This is a genomic window from Janthinobacterium sp. CG3 (genome assembly GCF_000344615.1).
Lineage (GTDB): Bacteria > Pseudomonadota > Gammaproteobacteria > Burkholderiales > Burkholderiaceae_D > Janthinobacterium.
The window spans coordinates 4710091-4724460 of sequence record NZ_KB467824.1 but is presented as its reverse complement, the minus strand read 5'-3'; the positions used below and the strand labels follow the sequence as shown (position 1 = coordinate 4724460).

The following is a 14370-nucleotide window of genomic DNA, read 5'->3' as shown; positions in this document are numbered from 1 at the left end:
ATGCGGCGGACCGAAGTCCGCCGGCACCTTCATCAAATGCCCACATTTATCGACTGTTAATTGTTAAAGAACTTGTTCGGCACTGCCTGCGGCTTGCTGACAAAGCGTTTTGTTTGTCTGCCGCGAAGAAGAAAGAGTATGAAGCGTTTCGCTTGTTTCGTCAACTTCTATTTTCGCTACCCGTCGTTTCCGACCGGCCCTTTTTGCCCGGCATCTGCTGCCGCTCATTGGGGAGGCGAACTATAGCGAAGGCGCGGCCACTAAGCAAGCTTTATCCGGGCGAAGTGGGGCGGCAGCGTAAAATGGCTGCTTTCCCCGTTTTTGAAGCCCGTCATGACCATCCTGCTCTCCACCCTCAATGCCCGCTACACCCATGCCTCGCTGGGTCTGCGCTATTTAATGGCGAACATGGGAGCGCTGCAGGAGCGCACCCGCTTGCAGGAATTCGTGATCGGCACCAAGACCACCGAGATCGTCGAGCGCATCTTGCTGCACAAGCCGCGCATCGTCGGTTTCGGCGTCTATATATGGAACGTCGAGGAAACCACCAAGGTGGTGGCGATGCTCAAGCGGGTGGCGCCGGAGGTGGTCGTCGTGCTGGGCGGGCCGGAGGTGTCATACGAGCCGGGCGAGCAGGCCATCGTCCAGGCGGCAGACTATTTGATCACCGGCTGGGGCGACGTGACCTTCCCCAAGCTGTGCGGCGAAATTCTCAACGGCCCCAAGCCGATCATGAAGATCCACGCCGGGGTGCAAGCGCCGCTGGCCGAACTGAAGCTGCCCTACTCCTTATATACCGACGACGACATCAAGAACCGTACCTTATATGTAGAGGCCTCGCGCGGCTGCCCGTTCAAGTGCGAGTTTTGCCTGTCGGCGCTGGACAAGACCGCCTGGCCGTTTAGCCTCGATCCCTTCCTGGCGGAGATGGAGGCGCTGCACGCGCGCGGCGCCCGCCTGTTCAAGTTCGTCGACCGCACCTTCAACCTGAACATCAAGACCAGCCTGAAGATCATGCAGTTCTTCCTCGATAAGCTGGAGGCCGATCCGGACGATCCGGTGTACGCCCACTTCGAACTGGTGCCCGACCACCTGCCGGACGCGCTCAAGGATGGCATCAGCAAGTTTCCGCCCGGCGCGCTGCAGTTCGAGATCGGCATCCAGAGCTTCAATCCGGCAGTGCAGGCGCTGGTCAGCCGCAAGCAGGACAACCAGAAGGCCGCCGAGAACATCCGCTGGCTGTGCGAGCAGTCGCACGCCCATTTGCACGTCGACCTGATCGCCGGCCTGCCGGGCGAGGACGTCGCCAGTTTCGCCCGCGGCTTCAACCGCCTGGTCGAGCTGAAGCCGCACGAGATCCAGTTCGGCATCCTCAAGCGCCTGCGCGGCACGCCCATCATCCGCCACACCGACACCTACGGCCTGGTGTTCGACCCGCACCCGCCCTACACCATCCTGGCCAACCAGCAGATCGACTTCATGACGATGCAGCGGCTGGTGCGCTTCGCCCGCTACTGGGACCTGGTGGCCAACTCGGGCCGCTTCGCCAACACCGTGCTGCACGTGATGGGTGAGGCGCCGTTCGAGAACTTCATGGACTTCTCCGACTGGCTGTACGCGAAGACCGACGCCACCCACCGCATCGCGCTCGACCGCCTGGCCAGCCTGGTGTCGCAATGGCTGCAAAGCCGCGGCATGAGCCTGCTCGAGGCGAACCTGCTGCTGGCCAGCGACTACGCCGGCCGCGATTCCGGCGGCACCAAGGCGAAGAGCGCGGCGGCGCCGGCGCAGCGCGCCGAGGCGTCGATCCCGCAGCGCCAGGCGCGCCATTTGGCCGCCTGAGCCGGCGCCGCTATGAACAGCGGTGGCGGTCCGCGCCAATCTCCCTTAAACTGAGGCCATGCCAATTTCACAAGCGCCTACCCTGACCCTCGACCCCAACGCCAAAACGACGCGCGCGGTGAGCGCCAGCGGCACCTGGCAGGTCCACGCGCTGGCGCAGGGCGACGCGATGGCCGGCATCGCCGCGCAGCTCAAGCCGCTGCAGGGCGACGCCGGCGTGGCCTGGGACCTGCGCCAGATCGACAGCATGGACCACATCGGCGCCCAACTGTTCTGGAACACCTGGGACAAGGCCCGGCCCAAGCAACTGCAATTGGCGCCGGCCCAGGAGGAATTCTTCAAGCGCATCGAGCAGGCCGGCGGCATCGAAGTGCCGCGCAGCCGCAAGGCGCGCCTGACCTCGGTGATGCTGCTGGGCCTCAAAATGCTCTCCTTCTTCGAGCACATGGCGGCCTTTATCGCCCTGGTCGGCCAGGTGGTGCAAGACCTCGGGCGCTTCCTGCGCCGTCCGGCGCGCGGGCCGTGGCGCGAAATCTCCGCCAACATCTACCACGCCGGCTTCCAGGCGCTCGGCATCACCGCCCTGGTCGGCTTCCTGATCGGCGTGGTGCTGTCCTACCTGTCGGCGCAGCAGTTGCGCGCCTTCGGCGGCGACATTTACCTGGTCAACCTGCTCGGCATGAGCGTGATCCGCGAACTCGGCCCGCTGCTGGCGGCGATCCTGGTGGCCGGGCGCTCCGGCTCCTCCATTACCGCGCAGCTGGGCGTGATGCGCGTCACCGAGGAACTCGACGCGATGCTGGTGATGGGCATTTCGCACGGCTTCCGCCTGATCATGCCAAAGGTGCTGGCCCTGGCCATCTCGATGCCGCTGCTGGTGATCTGGACCGACACCGCCGCGCTCATCGGCGGCATGGTGGCGGCCAAGATCGAACTGAACCTGTCGTCGCGCTACTTCATCCAGAAGCTGCCGGACGCGGTGCCGCTGGCGAACTACCTGATCGGCCTGGGCAAGGGCGTGGTGTTCGGCAGCCTGATCGCGCTGGTGTCCTGCCACTTCGGGCTGCGCATCAAGGCCAACACCGAAAGCCTGGGGCGCGGCACCACCACCGCCGTGGTCACGGCGATCACCGTGGTGATCCTGGCCGACGCCGTGTTCGCCATCGTCTTCAACGGCGTGGGCTACTGATGCAGGCGGGCGCAAGCCATTGCGGCGCCGAGGGCGCCTTCAGCCTGGACGGCGACGCCCCGGTGGTCGAGATCAGCAATCTGTGGACCAAGTTCGGCCGCACCGTGGTGCACCAGGACCTGAACCTGGCCATCGAGCGCGGCGAGATCCTGTCGATCGTCGGCGGCTCCGGCACCGGCAAGACCGTGCTGCTGCGCCAGATGCTAGGGCTGGAGCGGCCCTCGCGCGGCTGCGTGCGGGTGTTCGGCGAGGACATCAGCCAGGCCGACTCCGAACACCTGCAGCAGTTGCGCAACCACTGGGGCATGCTGTTCCAGCAGGGCGCGCTGTATTCGGCGCTGACGGTGTTCGACAACGTCGCGCAACCGATGCGCGAACTGCGCGCGCTGCCCGAGGACTTGATCCGCGACGCCGTCTTGTTGAAGATGAATATGGTCGGACTGGGGCCGGAGCACGCCAACAAGATGCCGTCCGACCTGTCCGGCGGCATGATCAAGCGGGTCGCGCTGGCGCGCGCGCTGGCGCTGGAGCCGAAACTGCTGTTCCTCGACGAACCCACCGCCGGGCTCGACCCGGACCTGTCGGAAACCTTCGTGGCGCTGATCCAGTCGCTGCACCGCGAGCTGGGCCTGACGGTGGTGATGGTCACGCACGACCTCGACACGCTGTTCGCGCTGTCGACGCGGATCGCCGTGCTGGCCGAAAAACACGTCATCGCCATCGGCCCGACGCGCGAGGTGATCCGCGTCGATCACCCGTTTATCAAACAATTTTTCCTCGGCGACCGCGGTCAACGCGCGCTGGCGGTGCTCGACGAGCGCCGCGCTGAACAGAAACCGGAGGTGTAATGGAAAACCGATCGCACGCATTGATGACAGGCTTCTTCACCATCGTCCTTTTGGCGGCGGCGGTGTTGTTCGGGGTCTGGTTCAACCGCGACCGGGTCGAGCGCGAACCCTACCTGCTGGCCACCACGATGTCGGTGCCCGGCCTGAACGCGCAGGCGGCGGTGCGCTACCGCGGGCTGGAGGTGGGCAAGGTCGACGCCATCGATTTCGACCCGAAGGTGACCGGCCAGATCCTGGTCCACCTGAGCGTCGACAAGGGCACGCCGGTGACCGAGACCACCTACGCCTCGCTCGGCTACCAAGGCGTGACCGGGATCGCCTACGTCCAGTTGGACGACGAGCTGGTCGGCTCGAAGCGCCTGGCCACCAGCGCCGACAGCCCGTCGCGCATCCCGCTGCGCCCCGGCCTGTTCGACCAGCTGGAAAAACGCGGCAAGAAGATTCTCGACCAGGCCGAGGCGCTGACGGCCAAGGTGAACGAACTGGTCAGCCCGGCCAACCAGCAGGTGATGCTGGGCGCCTTCCGCGACGTCAGCAAGGCCGCCGACGCCTTCGGCGCGATCCCGCGGCAACTGGCGCCAACGCTGGCCAAGCTGCCCGAACTGACGGCGCAGGCGCAGCGCAGCCTGGACGCGGTGGCCGGCGCCGGCGCCGACGTCAGCAAAATGGCCAGGAACTACGAGGCGCTGGGGAACCGGCTGCAAGCGCCCGGCGGCACCCTCGACCAGATCACCGGCACGGTCGACCGGGTCGGCCTGTCGGTCGAGGCGATCACCGCCAGCATCGAACTCGACACGCTGCCGCACGTGATCGACTTGAGCGACGAGGCGCGCTCCTCCATGCGGGTGCTCAAGCGCACCATGGAAGGCCTCAACGAGCGCCCGCAAAGCATCCTGTTCGGCGCGCCGGAAGTGCCGCCCGGCCCGGGCGAAGCCGGTTTCACGGCACCACAATAAGGAGCACCATGACCACCACCCCGACCCGCCGCCTGGCCACGCTGGCCCTAGCCCTGGCCGCCGCCACGCTGGGCGGCTGCGCCAGCGCCCCGCCGACGACCACGCTGTACGACTTCGGCCCGCCGCCCGGCGCGGCGGCGCCGGCCGACGCCAACGGCGCCGCCGCTTCGGCGCTGGTGGTGGCCGACGTCACCGGGCCGTCCTGGCTGGACAGCCAGCGCATGTACTACCGCTTGCTGTACGCCGACGCCCAGCAATCGAGGCCGTACGCGCACAACCGCTGGAACAGCCCGCCGCTGCAGTTGCTCGGCGCGCGCCTGAAGTCGCGCATCGCCCAAAGCGGCGTGAAGGTGCTCGCGACCACCGACGCGGCCGCCGGCGCCGGCCTGCTGCGCGTCGAGGTCGACGACTTCTCGCACACCTTCGACAGCCAGAGCCGGAGCAGCGGCCGGCTGACGCTGCGCGCCTCGCTGTTCCGCAACCACCGCCTGGTCGACCAGCGCACCTTCAGCCGCGACAGCGCCGCCGCCAGCGCCGACGCGCTGGGCGGCGCCAAGGCGCTGGCGGCGGCGTCCGACGCGGTCGCCGCCGACATCATCGCCTGGCTGGCCGCACTGCCGTTGCGGAAAGAATGACCGAACCCGCCACCCCCATCCCGACCGTCGGCAGCCAGGCCTCGCCGGCGGCGCGCGCGGCGCTGCTGGCCTATCTGCTGCTGATCGTCTACGCCAGCTGGTTTCCGTTCGCCGGCTGGCGCAACAGCGGCCTGCCGCCGCTGACCTTCCTCGAACACCTGGACATGCCGCGCTACTGGACCAAGTTCGACGTCGGCATCAACATCCTCGGCTACATCCCGTTCGGCGCGCTGCTGGTGTATTCGTGCTACCCGCGCTGCCGCGGCGTCGTCGCGGTGCTGCTGGCCAGCGCCTGCGGCATGCTGGTGTCGGGCGCGATGGAGGCGGTGCAATCCTACCTGCCGAGCCGGGTGCCGTCGAACCTGGACTTTTTCACCAACGCCGCCGGCGCCTGCGTCGGCGCGGTGCTGGGCGCGCTGTCGGCCAGGAAGCTGCTCGACCACAGCCACCTGTACCGGCTGCGCCAGCGCTGGTTCGCCCAGCACGCCAGCCAGGGCCTGGTGCTGCTGGCGCTGTGGCCGCTGGCGCAAATCTACCCGCAGGGCTATCTGTTCGGCCTGGGCCAGTTGCTGCCGATCCTGTCGGAATGGCTGTCGGCGCTGGCCGGCGTCGACATCGACCTGGCCGCCTACCTGCGCCCGGACACGGTGCTGACGGTCGAGCAGTACTGGCTGTCGGAGACCATCATCACCGCCTGCGGCATGACCGGCGCGGTGCTGGCCATGCTGTGCCTGCTGCGCCGTTCGGCGCCGAAGGCGCGCCTGGCGCTGGGCCTGATCGCCGCCGCGGTGCTGGTCAAGACGCTGGCCAGCGCGCTGCTGTTCGCGCCGGAAAACGCCTTCGTTTGGGTCACGCCCGGGGCCCAGGGCGGCTTCGTCATCGGCCTGATCATGCTGGGCGGGCTGGCCTTCGCGCCGGCGCAGGCGCAGCGCCGGGTGGCGGCCGCGACCTTGCTGCTGAGCCTGATCATCGTCAACACCACGCCGCTCAACCCCTACTTCATGGCGACGCTGCAAAGCTGGGTGCAGGGGCGCTTCCTCAACTTCAACGGCGCGGCGCAATTCCTCTCGCTGCTGTGGCCGTTTTTCGCGCTGTGGTTCTTGGCACTGCGCTCGCACAAGCTGAACCGGCCTTGACGCGCGTGCGCGCCCCCGCCCGCGACGATGGCGGCGGCGACGCGGTATCATGGCGCATCGACGAACCCGCACAAGGCACCCCATGAGCGACACACCCTATTTCGAACGCCACGTTTTCTTTTGCCTGAACAAACGCGACGACGGCCGCAACAGCTGCGGCGACCACGGCGCCGAGGCGGCCCAGAAGCACGCCAAGAAGCGCTGCAAGGAACTCAACATCAACGGCGCCGGCAAGGTGCGCATCAACCAGGCCGGCTGCCTGGACCGCTGCGAGGAGGGCCCGGTCATGGTGGTCTACCCGGAAGGCACCTGGTACACCTTCGTCGACACCAGCGACATCGACGAAATCGTCGACAGCCACCTGGTCGGCGGCAACGTCGTCGAACGCCTGAAGATCTGACCTCCCCCGTGCCCACCGACTATACAACATGAATAAAAACTCAGAAAAATTCACCCTCGCCGGCCACGCCGGCAACATCGAGGGCTTGCTCGACCACCCGGCCGGCGCGCCGCGCGGCATCGCCCTGGTGGCGCACCCGCACCCGCTGTACGGCGGCACCATGGACAACAAGGTGGCGCAGACGCTGGCGCGCACCTTCGTCGCGCTCGGCTACGTCGCCGCGCGCATCAACTTCCGCGGCGTCGGCGCCTCCGAGGGCGTGCACGACCACGGCCACGGCGAAACCGACGACATGGCGCTGTTGCTGGCGCATATGCAGGCGCAGCATCCGGGCCTGCCGGTGGCGCTGGCCGGTTTTTCCTTCGGCACCTTCGTCCAGGCGCAGCTGCAACAGCGGCTGGACGCCGCCGGCACGCCGGCCGAGCGCCTGGTGCTGATCGGCAGCGCCGCCGGCAAATGGGCGATGCCGGCGATTCCCCCCGACAGCATCCTGATCCACGGCGAACTCGACGAGACCATCCCGCTGCGGGACGTCTTCGAATGGGCCCGGCCGCAAGACATTGCGGTGATCGTCATTCCCGGCGCCGACCACTTTTTCCACCGCAAACTACAGCACATTAAGTCGCTGGTGCTGCAACTGTGGCAAAGGGGCGGCGCGGACATGCCGTAAGGCTCTATAATTGTCGCTCTTTTCCATCGGCCATGCACAAGCTTGCCCCGCAGCAGCATGGCCTTAGGCACCCTTTACTTTTCGATACAAGCCCCATGAAAAAACTCTTAGCGGCACTGGCCTCCAGTGTATTGTTCCTGTCCGCCGCATTCGCGCAAAGCGTGCCGGCGCCGACCATCGCGGCGAAGTCCTGGATCCTGGTCGACGCCACCAGCGGCCAGATCATCGCCGCGCAGGACCCGGACGCGCGCGTCGAACCGGCCTCCCTGACCAAAATCATGACGGCCTACCTGACGTTCGCCGCGCTGCGCGAGAAAAAGCTCGACATCAAGCAGATGGTCAACGTCTCGACGCGGGCCTGGAAGGTCGACGCCAGCAGCTCGAAAATGTTCATCGACCCGGCCACCCCGGTCTCGATCGACGACCTGCTGCACGGCTTGATGATCCAGTCGGGCAACGACGCCGCCGTCGCGCTGGCCGAGGCCGTCGCCGGCGACGAGGGCACCTTCGTCACGCTGATGAACCGCGAAGCGGCGCGCATGGGCATGAAATCGACCCGCTTCGGCAACCCGCACGGCTTGCCGAGCGCCGACAACTACTCGACCGCGCAAGACCTGTCGGTGCTGGCCAAGCGCGTCATCGCCGACTACCCGGAGTTCTACAAGATCGACTCGGTGAAAAGCTTCACCTACAACAAGATCACCCAGCCGAACCGCAACCGCCTGCTGTGGCTGGACCCGACCGTCGACGGCATGAAAACCGGCCACACCGAAGCGGCCGGCTACTGCATGATCGCCTCGGCGCGCCGTCCCGGCGGCGCCGGCGAGCGCCGCCTGATCTCGGTGGTGCTGGGCACCTCCTCGGACCAGGCGCGCACCCAGGAAAGCCAGAAGCTGCTGAACTGGGGCTTCCAGAACTTCGACACCGTCAAGCTGTACTCGAAGGGCCAGGCCATCGCCACGCCGGAAGTGTGGAAGGGTTCGCAAAACACCGTCAAGATCGGCTTCGCCGGCGACGTGCTGGTGACGGTGCCGAAGGGCGTCGCCGCCAAGATGAAGCCGCTGCTCGAGCGCAAGGACCCGCTGGTCGCGCCGCTGGCGCAGAACAGCCGCGTCGGCTCGCTAAAAATGATGGTCGACGGCAAGGCGTTGCTGGAACTGCCGGTGGTGGCGCTGGAAACGGTGCCGCAGGCCAGCATCTTCGGCCGCGCCTGGGACTCGATGCGCCTGTGGCTGAAATAAGCCGCATGGCCGCTTAACGCGCTTTTCGTAGGTCGGATGACGCGTGCCGCTCATCCGACCTACGATAGAGAAGCCCGCCGCGTGCGGGCTTCGTCTTATAATCGGACCAAACGCCAACCCGAAAGTCCGCCATGACGCACGCCTTTCCCGCCGACCTGTGCTGCCCGCGCAGCCGCAGCAGCGCCAACGGCCCCGAGCTTTCGCGCGTGGTCGCCGGCATGTGGCGCCTGGGCGCCTGGGGCATGACGGCGCAGCAGCGCCTCGTTTTCGTCGAGCAGTGCCTCGAACTGGGCGTGACCAGCTTCGACCACGCCGACATCTATGGCGACTACGGCGCCGAAACCCTGTTCGGCGAGGCGCTGGCCTTGCAGCCGGCGCTGCGCGAGCGCATGCAGCTGGTCAGCAAGTGCGGCGTCAAGCTGGTCTCGGCGCACCGCCCGGAGCACGCGCTGCCGCACTACGACACCGGCGCCGCCCACATCGTCGCCTCGGCCGAGAACTCGCTGCGCCAGTTGCGCACCGACCGCCTCGACCTGCTGCTGATCCACCGGCCCGACCCGCTGATGGATTTCGACGAGATCGCGCAAGCGTTCACGCAGCTGCGCCGGGACGGCAAGGTGCTGCATTTCGGCGTCTCCAACTTCAGCCGGCACCAGTTCGAGAGCCTGCACCGGCGCTTCGCGCTGGCCACCAACCAGGTCGAATGCTCGCCGCTGCACCTGGCGCCGCTGTTCGACGAGACCTTCGACGGCTTGCAGGACCTGGGCGTGGCGCCGATGATCTGGTCGCCGCTGGCCGGCGGACGCCTGTTCCAGGCCGGCGACGCCAACGGCGAGCGCCTGCGCGCGGTGATCAAGGAGATCGCCGACCGCCTGCAGCGCCCGTTCGCCAGCGTGGTCTTCGCATGGATCATGCAACTGCCGTGCCGGCCGCTGCCGCTGACCGGCACCGGCCGCGTCGAGGCGGTCGCGGTGGCCGTCGAGGCGACCCAATTCACGCTCGGCCGCGGCGACTGGTTCGCCATCCTGCGCGCGGCGCGCGGCCACGACGTGGCCTGAGGCGCCGCAAGGACTATGACCACCCGCGCTTACGCCGTTGGCTTACACGGCGTCCGCAGCGTCACGCGGCCGCCGGCCGCCACTCAAATCGCCTCGTCGTCGGGATACACCTCGGGCGGCGCGATGCCGCGCCAACCCAGATACCAGGCCAGGTTCAGCGCCACGGTCAGCGTAATGTAGGCGGCGAAGAACCAGACGAAGAAGCTGGTCGTCAGCCAGACCAGCAAGCCGACGTTGAGCAGCAGGACCAGCAGCGCGACCAGGCTTTTCTTTTGCTTCGAGCTGGGAAAGCGCAGCGTCGACACCATCAGGCTGCCCACGCCGAACAGCAGCAGCACCAGCCAATACCCCTGCGCCGCCGTGCTCAGCGGCGCAGGCCAGGCCACCACCACGGCCGCCACGCAGGCGGCGCCGGCGGTGATCGGTATGCCGACGAAGTAGCGCGGGTCGGTGCGCCCGACGTTGACGTTGAAGCGCGCCAGCCGCATCGCGCCGCAGGCGACGAAGAAAAAGCTGGCCATGCCGCCCAGGCGCAGCAACTGCGGGTCGTGCCCGCCCATCGAGACGAAGCCGTAGCAATACAGCAGCACCGCCGGGGCACAGCCGAAGTTCATCACGTCGGCGATCGAGTCGAGCTGCATGCCGAACTGCGAACTGGTGCCGGTGGCGCGGGCGACGTAGCCGTCGAGCGCGTCGAACACCCCGGCCAGCACCAGCAGCGCGGCGGCCAGGCGGTAATCGGCCGGGCTGCCGACGGCGGCGTTGTCGACCGAGATGACGATGCTGGCAAAGCCGCAGGCGATCGACAACAGGGTGACCAAACTGGGCAGGGCGTACTTGGCGCGCTGCAGGCGCGTCTTGCTGGAAGAGTTCAAATTGTCGGCAATCAAAGAGGCGGTGGAAAGGCGCGCGGCTGAGCGCGCCTTCGAATCAATCCCGTATTCTACTCCGCGGGGCGGCGGCCGCCGCACGGCTGGGATACAAGAAAAAGTTGCCTGGTGGATTCCTTCAGATCGAGAAATCGATTAAAATCAAGCTCTTATCCAGCCGAACCGTCATACGGGGCGCGCACCAGACCCATCCTTCCGCGACAGGAGTACTTTCCCATGGCACCTTTGCAACGTTTGTCTATCTCAATCTCAGCGCTGCTGGCGACCGGACTGTTGGCCGGATGTGGCGGCGGCGGTGGCGGCGCGGTCACGCCAACCACCCCGGTCGTGGTGGTGGAAGCGGGCGCGCCCGTCTTGACTGGCGACACGGCGACCGACGGCTACAACTGGTTTAATTTTCGCCGCAAGCAAATGGGCCTGAGTCAACTGACGCGCAGCACCGCGCTGGACGGCGTCACGCAGGGACATTCGAACTACATGCGCCTCAACACCGCCAAACCGGACGCCAGCTTACATAACCAAACGTCAGGCAATCCGGGCTTTACCGGCGTCGACTTGAAGGCGCGCCTGACGGCCGCCTCTTACGACGTGCCGCAACAAGGCTATTTCGCCTCCGAAGTCATCGCGGCGGCGAGCACACCGGCGGGCGAGGTGTTGGCGGAGGAATTGGTCACGGCAATTTACCACCGCTTCGCCGTCTTCGAGCCGGCGCTGAAGGAAGCCGGCGCCGGCGCCCGCATGACTAGCTCCGGCCTGACCTATTTCACCACGAACTTTGGCGCCCGCGGCGGCATAGGGCCTGGCGTGGGGACGGGGAAAATCGCCTCCTATCCGTTTGCGGGCCAGATCAATGTCCAGACGTTCTTTCTTAGCGACACAGAAGCGCCCGATCCTATTCCCGACAAAAATGAAGTGGGCTATCCGATCAGCGTCCACGCCGACTACAACACGCCGATCGTCGTCAGCTCGTTTACGCTGAACCCGCGCGGCGGCGCCAAGCTGGAAGTAAAATACATCGCGCCGGACAGCGATTACACGCCAGTCTCGGCGGCGGCTATCGTTCCGATGTCCAGGTTGAGCGCAAAAACCGTCTACGACGTCAGCTTCTCCGGCACGGTGGGCGGCGCCCAAGTCACCCAAAACTGGTCCTTTACCACCCGTTAAAAAGGGCGGCACCCGCGCGCTTCCCGGCGGCGGCCGTTTCCTTCGGCCCGCCGCCGTTTTTGCGTGGACTTCCTGGCTAACTCTGCTATCGTTACAGCTTCAGTCATCCCGTCCGCAGAGCAGGCATGATGAAACCAACGACTCCACCGACCACCGCAACCGGCGCCGCGCCGGCGCCGCCCGTCCTCGACACCGAGGACGGGCTCGACCGCATCATGGGCGACCGCGTCCTCTACTTCAAACTATTGCGGCGCTTCCAGCACGACCACCACAGCACGCCGCACCAGATCCGCCACGCGCTCGAGGCCGGCCTGTACGCCCCGGCCCAGCTGAAGGCGCACACGCTCAAGGGCGCCGCCGGCATGATAGGCGCCGGCGCCGTGTACCACCTGGCCGGCGCGCTGGAGGCGGCGCTGCGGGCCCAGTCCAACGCGCTCGAGCAAGCGCTCGGCCAGCTCGAGCTGGCTTTGGCCGAACTACTCCACGCCATCAGCGCGGCCTTGCCGGACGCCACGCAACAGCATGTGGCGCCGCCCGTCACGGTACCCGACCCGGACGCGCCGGCCACGCTGGCCCTGCTGGCGCGCCTGGCAGCGCTGTTGCGGGAAGGCGACGGCGGCGCCATCGACGTGCTGGAGAGTTCGGCCAGCGTGCTGGCGGCCAGCCTGGGTTTGAGCGTCTACCAGGAAGTGGCGGCGGCGGCCCATGAGTTCGACTTCGACGGCGCCTGGCACGCGCTGACGCGGCGCCGTCAATAAGCGCCCGGTAAGCGAGCGGATCAACCGCTGTACGCGGACTCTTCGTCGAAAGAGTCGGCGCAACCCCTGCCGCAAAAGCGGCGCACGCTGTCGAGCGGCTTTTCGCAGTACCAGCACGCGCCCTTGGGCGGCAAAGCCTGGCGCGCGCGCGCCGGCGACGCGGGCGCTGGCGACGGCGCGCCGGCGGCGTCGGTGTCGGCGTCGGACGCCGCGACCGGTTTCGTTTCCAAGATTGCCCCCTTTCCTCGCCGCGCATCAAGCCTGATAGCAAGGTTACGTCAGCGGAATTTTAGAGGCATGAGAATTCTCAAGCGCGCGCGGCAGCTCGCCCGGAGAGTGTCAGAATACGGAAAACTCATGCGTTACGGCCGGCGCGGCGGAGTTGGGTCCAGAGATCCGCCACCCCACAAAAGCCGCCCTTACTTCTTGGTAAACGCGGTGACGGCGGCGCGGCCAACCGCGGGGTCGTCGGTAAAGAAGCCGTCGATGCCGGCCTTCAAATAGGCGGTGATTTCGGCCGCCGAGTCGCCGCGCTGGCTCAACGACGTGACAACGGGGGCGCGCATGCTCACCGGCAGGAAAGGATTTTCCGGACGCAAGGTCCAGGTATGCACCTTCAGGCCGGCCGCGTGGGCGTCGGCGACGAAGCTGGTGGCCGCCCCCAGCTCATTGGCGGCGGTGCGCGGAATGATGACCTCCTTGTACGGCGACACGACGTCGGCGTAGACGGCGATCTCCTTGAGTCCGACCGGCGTCACCATGTCGGCGTAGGTGCGGCCGTTTTTGGCGACCACGAAATCGTAGGGCGCGTTGCGCGGCGCCCCGTTCGGCGCCGGCGGATTCTTCGGATTGTCGATCAACTGGACGATGCGCATCTTGGTCAGCGAACGCAATTCCTTCAGGTTGGCCACTTCGAACGACTGCAGGTACACGGCGGCGTCCTTGCCGCGGTAGCCGCCGGCCACCAATTGGTCGACCAGGCGCTTTTCCAGCGGCAGGCCAATCTCCTTGAAGTAGCTCGGATGCTTGGTTTCCGGATAAATGCCGATGGTGCGCCCCTTGGCGAGGGTCTCCTTCTTGACCAGGTCCAGCACCTCTTGCAGCGTCGGGATCTCGAACTGGCCGTCGTAGGCGGTGTTGGCCGGGCGGTTCGCCGGAATGCGCTCCTTGGCGCGCAAGGTTTTCAATTCGGCCAGCGTGAAGTCTTCGGTGAACCAGCCGGTGACCGGTATGCCGTCGATGGTCTTGGTGGCTTTCCGGGTGGCGAACTTGAGAATACCGGCGACGTCGGTGGTGCCGCCGATCTCGTTTTCATGGCGCGCCACGAGCACGCCGTCCTTGGTGCTGACCAGGTCCGGCTCGATGATGTCGGCGCCGTCGTCGATGGCCTTCTGGTAGGAGGCCAGCGTGTGCTCCGGACGCAGCGCCGAGGCGCCGCGGTGGCCGGTCACGGTCGGCTGCGGCGGCCAGGCGGAGCCCGGGTTCAGCAGGTCGTCGGCGTCGTTGCCGCCGCACGCGGACAGGAAAACCGCCACGCTGGCGGCGCAGAGCAGGGACATGGTCGGGCGGTGCAGGGTGCGAGT

General features: G+C 66.8%; 15 protein-coding genes. 12 read left to right on the top strand and 3 right to left on the bottom strand.

The genetic code is table 11. The features are described from left to right. The first annotated feature begins 333 nt into the window (after positions 1-333). From JANGC3_RS0121015 to JANGC3_RS0120970, 10 genes are all read left to right on the top strand, one after another. Positions 334-1842: a B12-binding domain-containing radical SAM protein gene (locus JANGC3_RS0121015; protein ID WP_017878466.1), complete on the top strand. Its 1509-nt coding sequence runs from the start codon at positions 334-336 to the stop codon at positions 1840-1842. A 58-nt stretch (positions 1843-1900) separates the two neighbouring features. Continuing rightward, positions 1901-3031, top strand: a complete 1131-nt coding sequence (locus JANGC3_RS0121010) for an MlaE family ABC transporter permease (RefSeq protein ID WP_017878465.1) — start codon at positions 1901-1903, stop codon at positions 3029-3031. Continuing rightward, positions 3031-3879 carry an ABC transporter ATP-binding protein gene (locus JANGC3_RS0121005; protein WP_017878464.1) on the top strand — a complete coding sequence of 283 codons (849 nt, stop codon included), beginning with the start codon at positions 3031-3033 and terminating at the stop codon, positions 3877-3879. Before JANGC3_RS0121010 ends, JANGC3_RS0121005 begins: the two co-directional genes overlap by 1 nt. After that, positions 3879-4835, top strand: a complete 957-nt coding sequence (locus JANGC3_RS0121000) for an MlaD family protein (RefSeq protein ID WP_026133286.1) — start codon at positions 3879-3881, stop codon at positions 4833-4835. Before JANGC3_RS0121005 ends, JANGC3_RS0121000 begins: the two co-directional genes overlap by 1 nt. An 8-nt stretch (positions 4836-4843) precedes the next feature. Next, positions 4844-5470, top strand: coding sequence for an ABC-type transport auxiliary lipoprotein family protein (locus JANGC3_RS0120995; RefSeq protein ID WP_017878462.1), 627 nt, complete (start codon positions 4844-4846; stop codon positions 5468-5470). Beyond that, the gene (locus JANGC3_RS0120990) at positions 5467-6606 is read left to right on the top strand and encodes a VanZ family protein (protein ID WP_017878461.1); all 1140 of its coding nucleotides are present in this window, start codon (positions 5467-5469) and stop codon (positions 6604-6606) included. The genes JANGC3_RS0120995 and JANGC3_RS0120990 overlap by 4 nt, the downstream gene beginning before the upstream one ends. A gap of 82 nt (positions 6607-6688) precedes the next feature. Beyond that, positions 6689-7006, top strand: coding sequence for a (2Fe-2S) ferredoxin domain-containing protein (locus JANGC3_RS0120985; RefSeq protein ID WP_017878460.1), 318 nt, complete (start codon positions 6689-6691; stop codon positions 7004-7006). 28 nt (positions 7007-7034) lie between these two features. Continuing rightward, positions 7035-7676, top strand: coding sequence for an alpha/beta hydrolase (locus tag JANGC3_RS0120980; RefSeq protein WP_017878459.1), 642 nt, complete (start codon positions 7035-7037; stop codon positions 7674-7676). A 95-nt stretch (positions 7677-7771) separates the two neighbouring features. Beyond that, positions 7772-8917, top strand: coding sequence for a D-alanyl-D-alanine carboxypeptidase family protein (locus JANGC3_RS0120975; RefSeq protein WP_026133285.1), 1146 nt, complete (start codon positions 7772-7774; stop codon positions 8915-8917). Positions 8918-9048: 131 nt separating this feature from the next. Further along, positions 9049-9975 carry an aldo/keto reductase gene (locus JANGC3_RS0120970; RefSeq protein ID WP_017878457.1) on the top strand — a complete coding sequence of 309 codons (927 nt, stop codon included), beginning with the start codon at positions 9049-9051 and terminating at the stop codon, positions 9973-9975. Positions 9976-10058: 83 nt separating this feature from the next. Here JANGC3_RS0120970 and pssA read toward each other — a convergent pair whose 3' ends face one another. After that, positions 10059-10850, bottom strand: coding sequence for a CDP-diacylglycerol--serine O-phosphatidyltransferase (gene pssA / locus JANGC3_RS0120965; RefSeq protein WP_232429745.1), 792 nt, complete (start codon positions 10848-10850; stop codon positions 10059-10061). Between the two features lie 231 nt (positions 10851-11081). Here pssA and JANGC3_RS0120960 point away from each other — a divergent pair, with 231 nt between their 5' ends. Further along, positions 11082-12029, top strand: coding sequence for a CAP domain-containing protein (locus tag JANGC3_RS0120960; protein ID WP_026133284.1), 948 nt, complete (start codon positions 11082-11084; stop codon positions 12027-12029). A 125-nt stretch (positions 12030-12154) separates the two neighbouring features. Beyond that, the gene (locus tag JANGC3_RS0120955; protein ID WP_017878454.1) at positions 12155-12787 is read left to right on the top strand and encodes an Hpt domain-containing protein; all 633 of its coding nucleotides are present in this window, start codon (positions 12155-12157) and stop codon (positions 12785-12787) included. Between the two features lie 20 nt (positions 12788-12807). Here JANGC3_RS0120955 and JANGC3_RS0120950 read toward each other — a convergent pair whose 3' ends face one another. Together JANGC3_RS0120950 and JANGC3_RS0120945 are read right to left on the bottom strand one after the other, a co-directional pair. Beyond that, positions 12808-13017: a hypothetical protein gene (locus tag JANGC3_RS0120950; RefSeq protein WP_017878453.1), complete on the bottom strand. Its 210-nt coding sequence runs from the start codon at positions 13015-13017 to the stop codon at positions 12808-12810. A 189-nt stretch (positions 13018-13206) separates the two neighbouring features. Beyond that, positions 13207-14346: a glycerophosphodiester phosphodiesterase gene (locus tag JANGC3_RS0120945; protein WP_017878452.1), complete on the bottom strand. Its 1140-nt coding sequence runs from the start codon at positions 14344-14346 to the stop codon at positions 13207-13209. Positions 14347-14370 lie beyond the last annotated feature (24 nt).

What these genes read in the sequence shown, in the direction of transcription:
- JANGC3_RS0120970 (WP_017878457.1), top strand. Translation starts at nt 9,049, where the DNA reads ATGACGCACGCCTTTCCCGCCGACCTGTGCTGCCCGCGCAGCCGCAGC.
- JANGC3_RS0121015 (WP_017878466.1), top strand. Translation starts at nt 334, where the DNA reads ATGACCATCCTGCTCTCCACCCTCAATGCCCGCTACACCCATGCCTCG.
- JANGC3_RS0120955 (WP_017878454.1), top strand. Translation starts at nt 12,155, where the DNA reads ATGATGAAACCAACGACTCCACCGACCACCGCAACCGGCGCCGCGCCG.
- JANGC3_RS0121000 (WP_026133286.1), top strand. Translation starts at nt 3,879, where the DNA reads ATGGAAAACCGATCGCACGCATTGATGACAGGCTTCTTCACCATCGTC.
- JANGC3_RS0120960 (WP_026133284.1), top strand. Translation starts at nt 11,082, where the DNA reads ATGGCACCTTTGCAACGTTTGTCTATCTCAATCTCAGCGCTGCTGGCG.
- JANGC3_RS0121005 (WP_017878464.1), top strand. Translation starts at nt 3,031, where the DNA reads ATGCAGGCGGGCGCAAGCCATTGCGGCGCCGAGGGCGCCTTCAGCCTG.
- JANGC3_RS0120980 (WP_017878459.1), top strand. Translation starts at nt 7,035, where the DNA reads ATGAATAAAAACTCAGAAAAATTCACCCTCGCCGGCCACGCCGGCAAC.
- JANGC3_RS0120985 (WP_017878460.1), top strand. Translation starts at nt 6,689, where the DNA reads ATGAGCGACACACCCTATTTCGAACGCCACGTTTTCTTTTGCCTGAAC.
- JANGC3_RS0120945 (WP_017878452.1), bottom strand. Translation starts at nt 14,346, where the DNA reads ATGTCCCTGCTCTGCGCCGCCAGCGTGGCGGTTTTCCTGTCCGCGTGC.
- JANGC3_RS0121010 (WP_017878465.1), top strand. Translation starts at nt 1,901, where the DNA reads ATGCCAATTTCACAAGCGCCTACCCTGACCCTCGACCCCAACGCCAAA.
- JANGC3_RS0120975 (WP_026133285.1), top strand. Translation starts at nt 7,772, where the DNA reads ATGAAAAAACTCTTAGCGGCACTGGCCTCCAGTGTATTGTTCCTGTCC.
- JANGC3_RS0120995 (WP_017878462.1), top strand. Translation starts at nt 4,844, where the DNA reads ATGACCACCACCCCGACCCGCCGCCTGGCCACGCTGGCCCTAGCCCTG.
- JANGC3_RS0120990 (WP_017878461.1), top strand. Translation starts at nt 5,467, where the DNA reads ATGACCGAACCCGCCACCCCCATCCCGACCGTCGGCAGCCAGGCCTCG.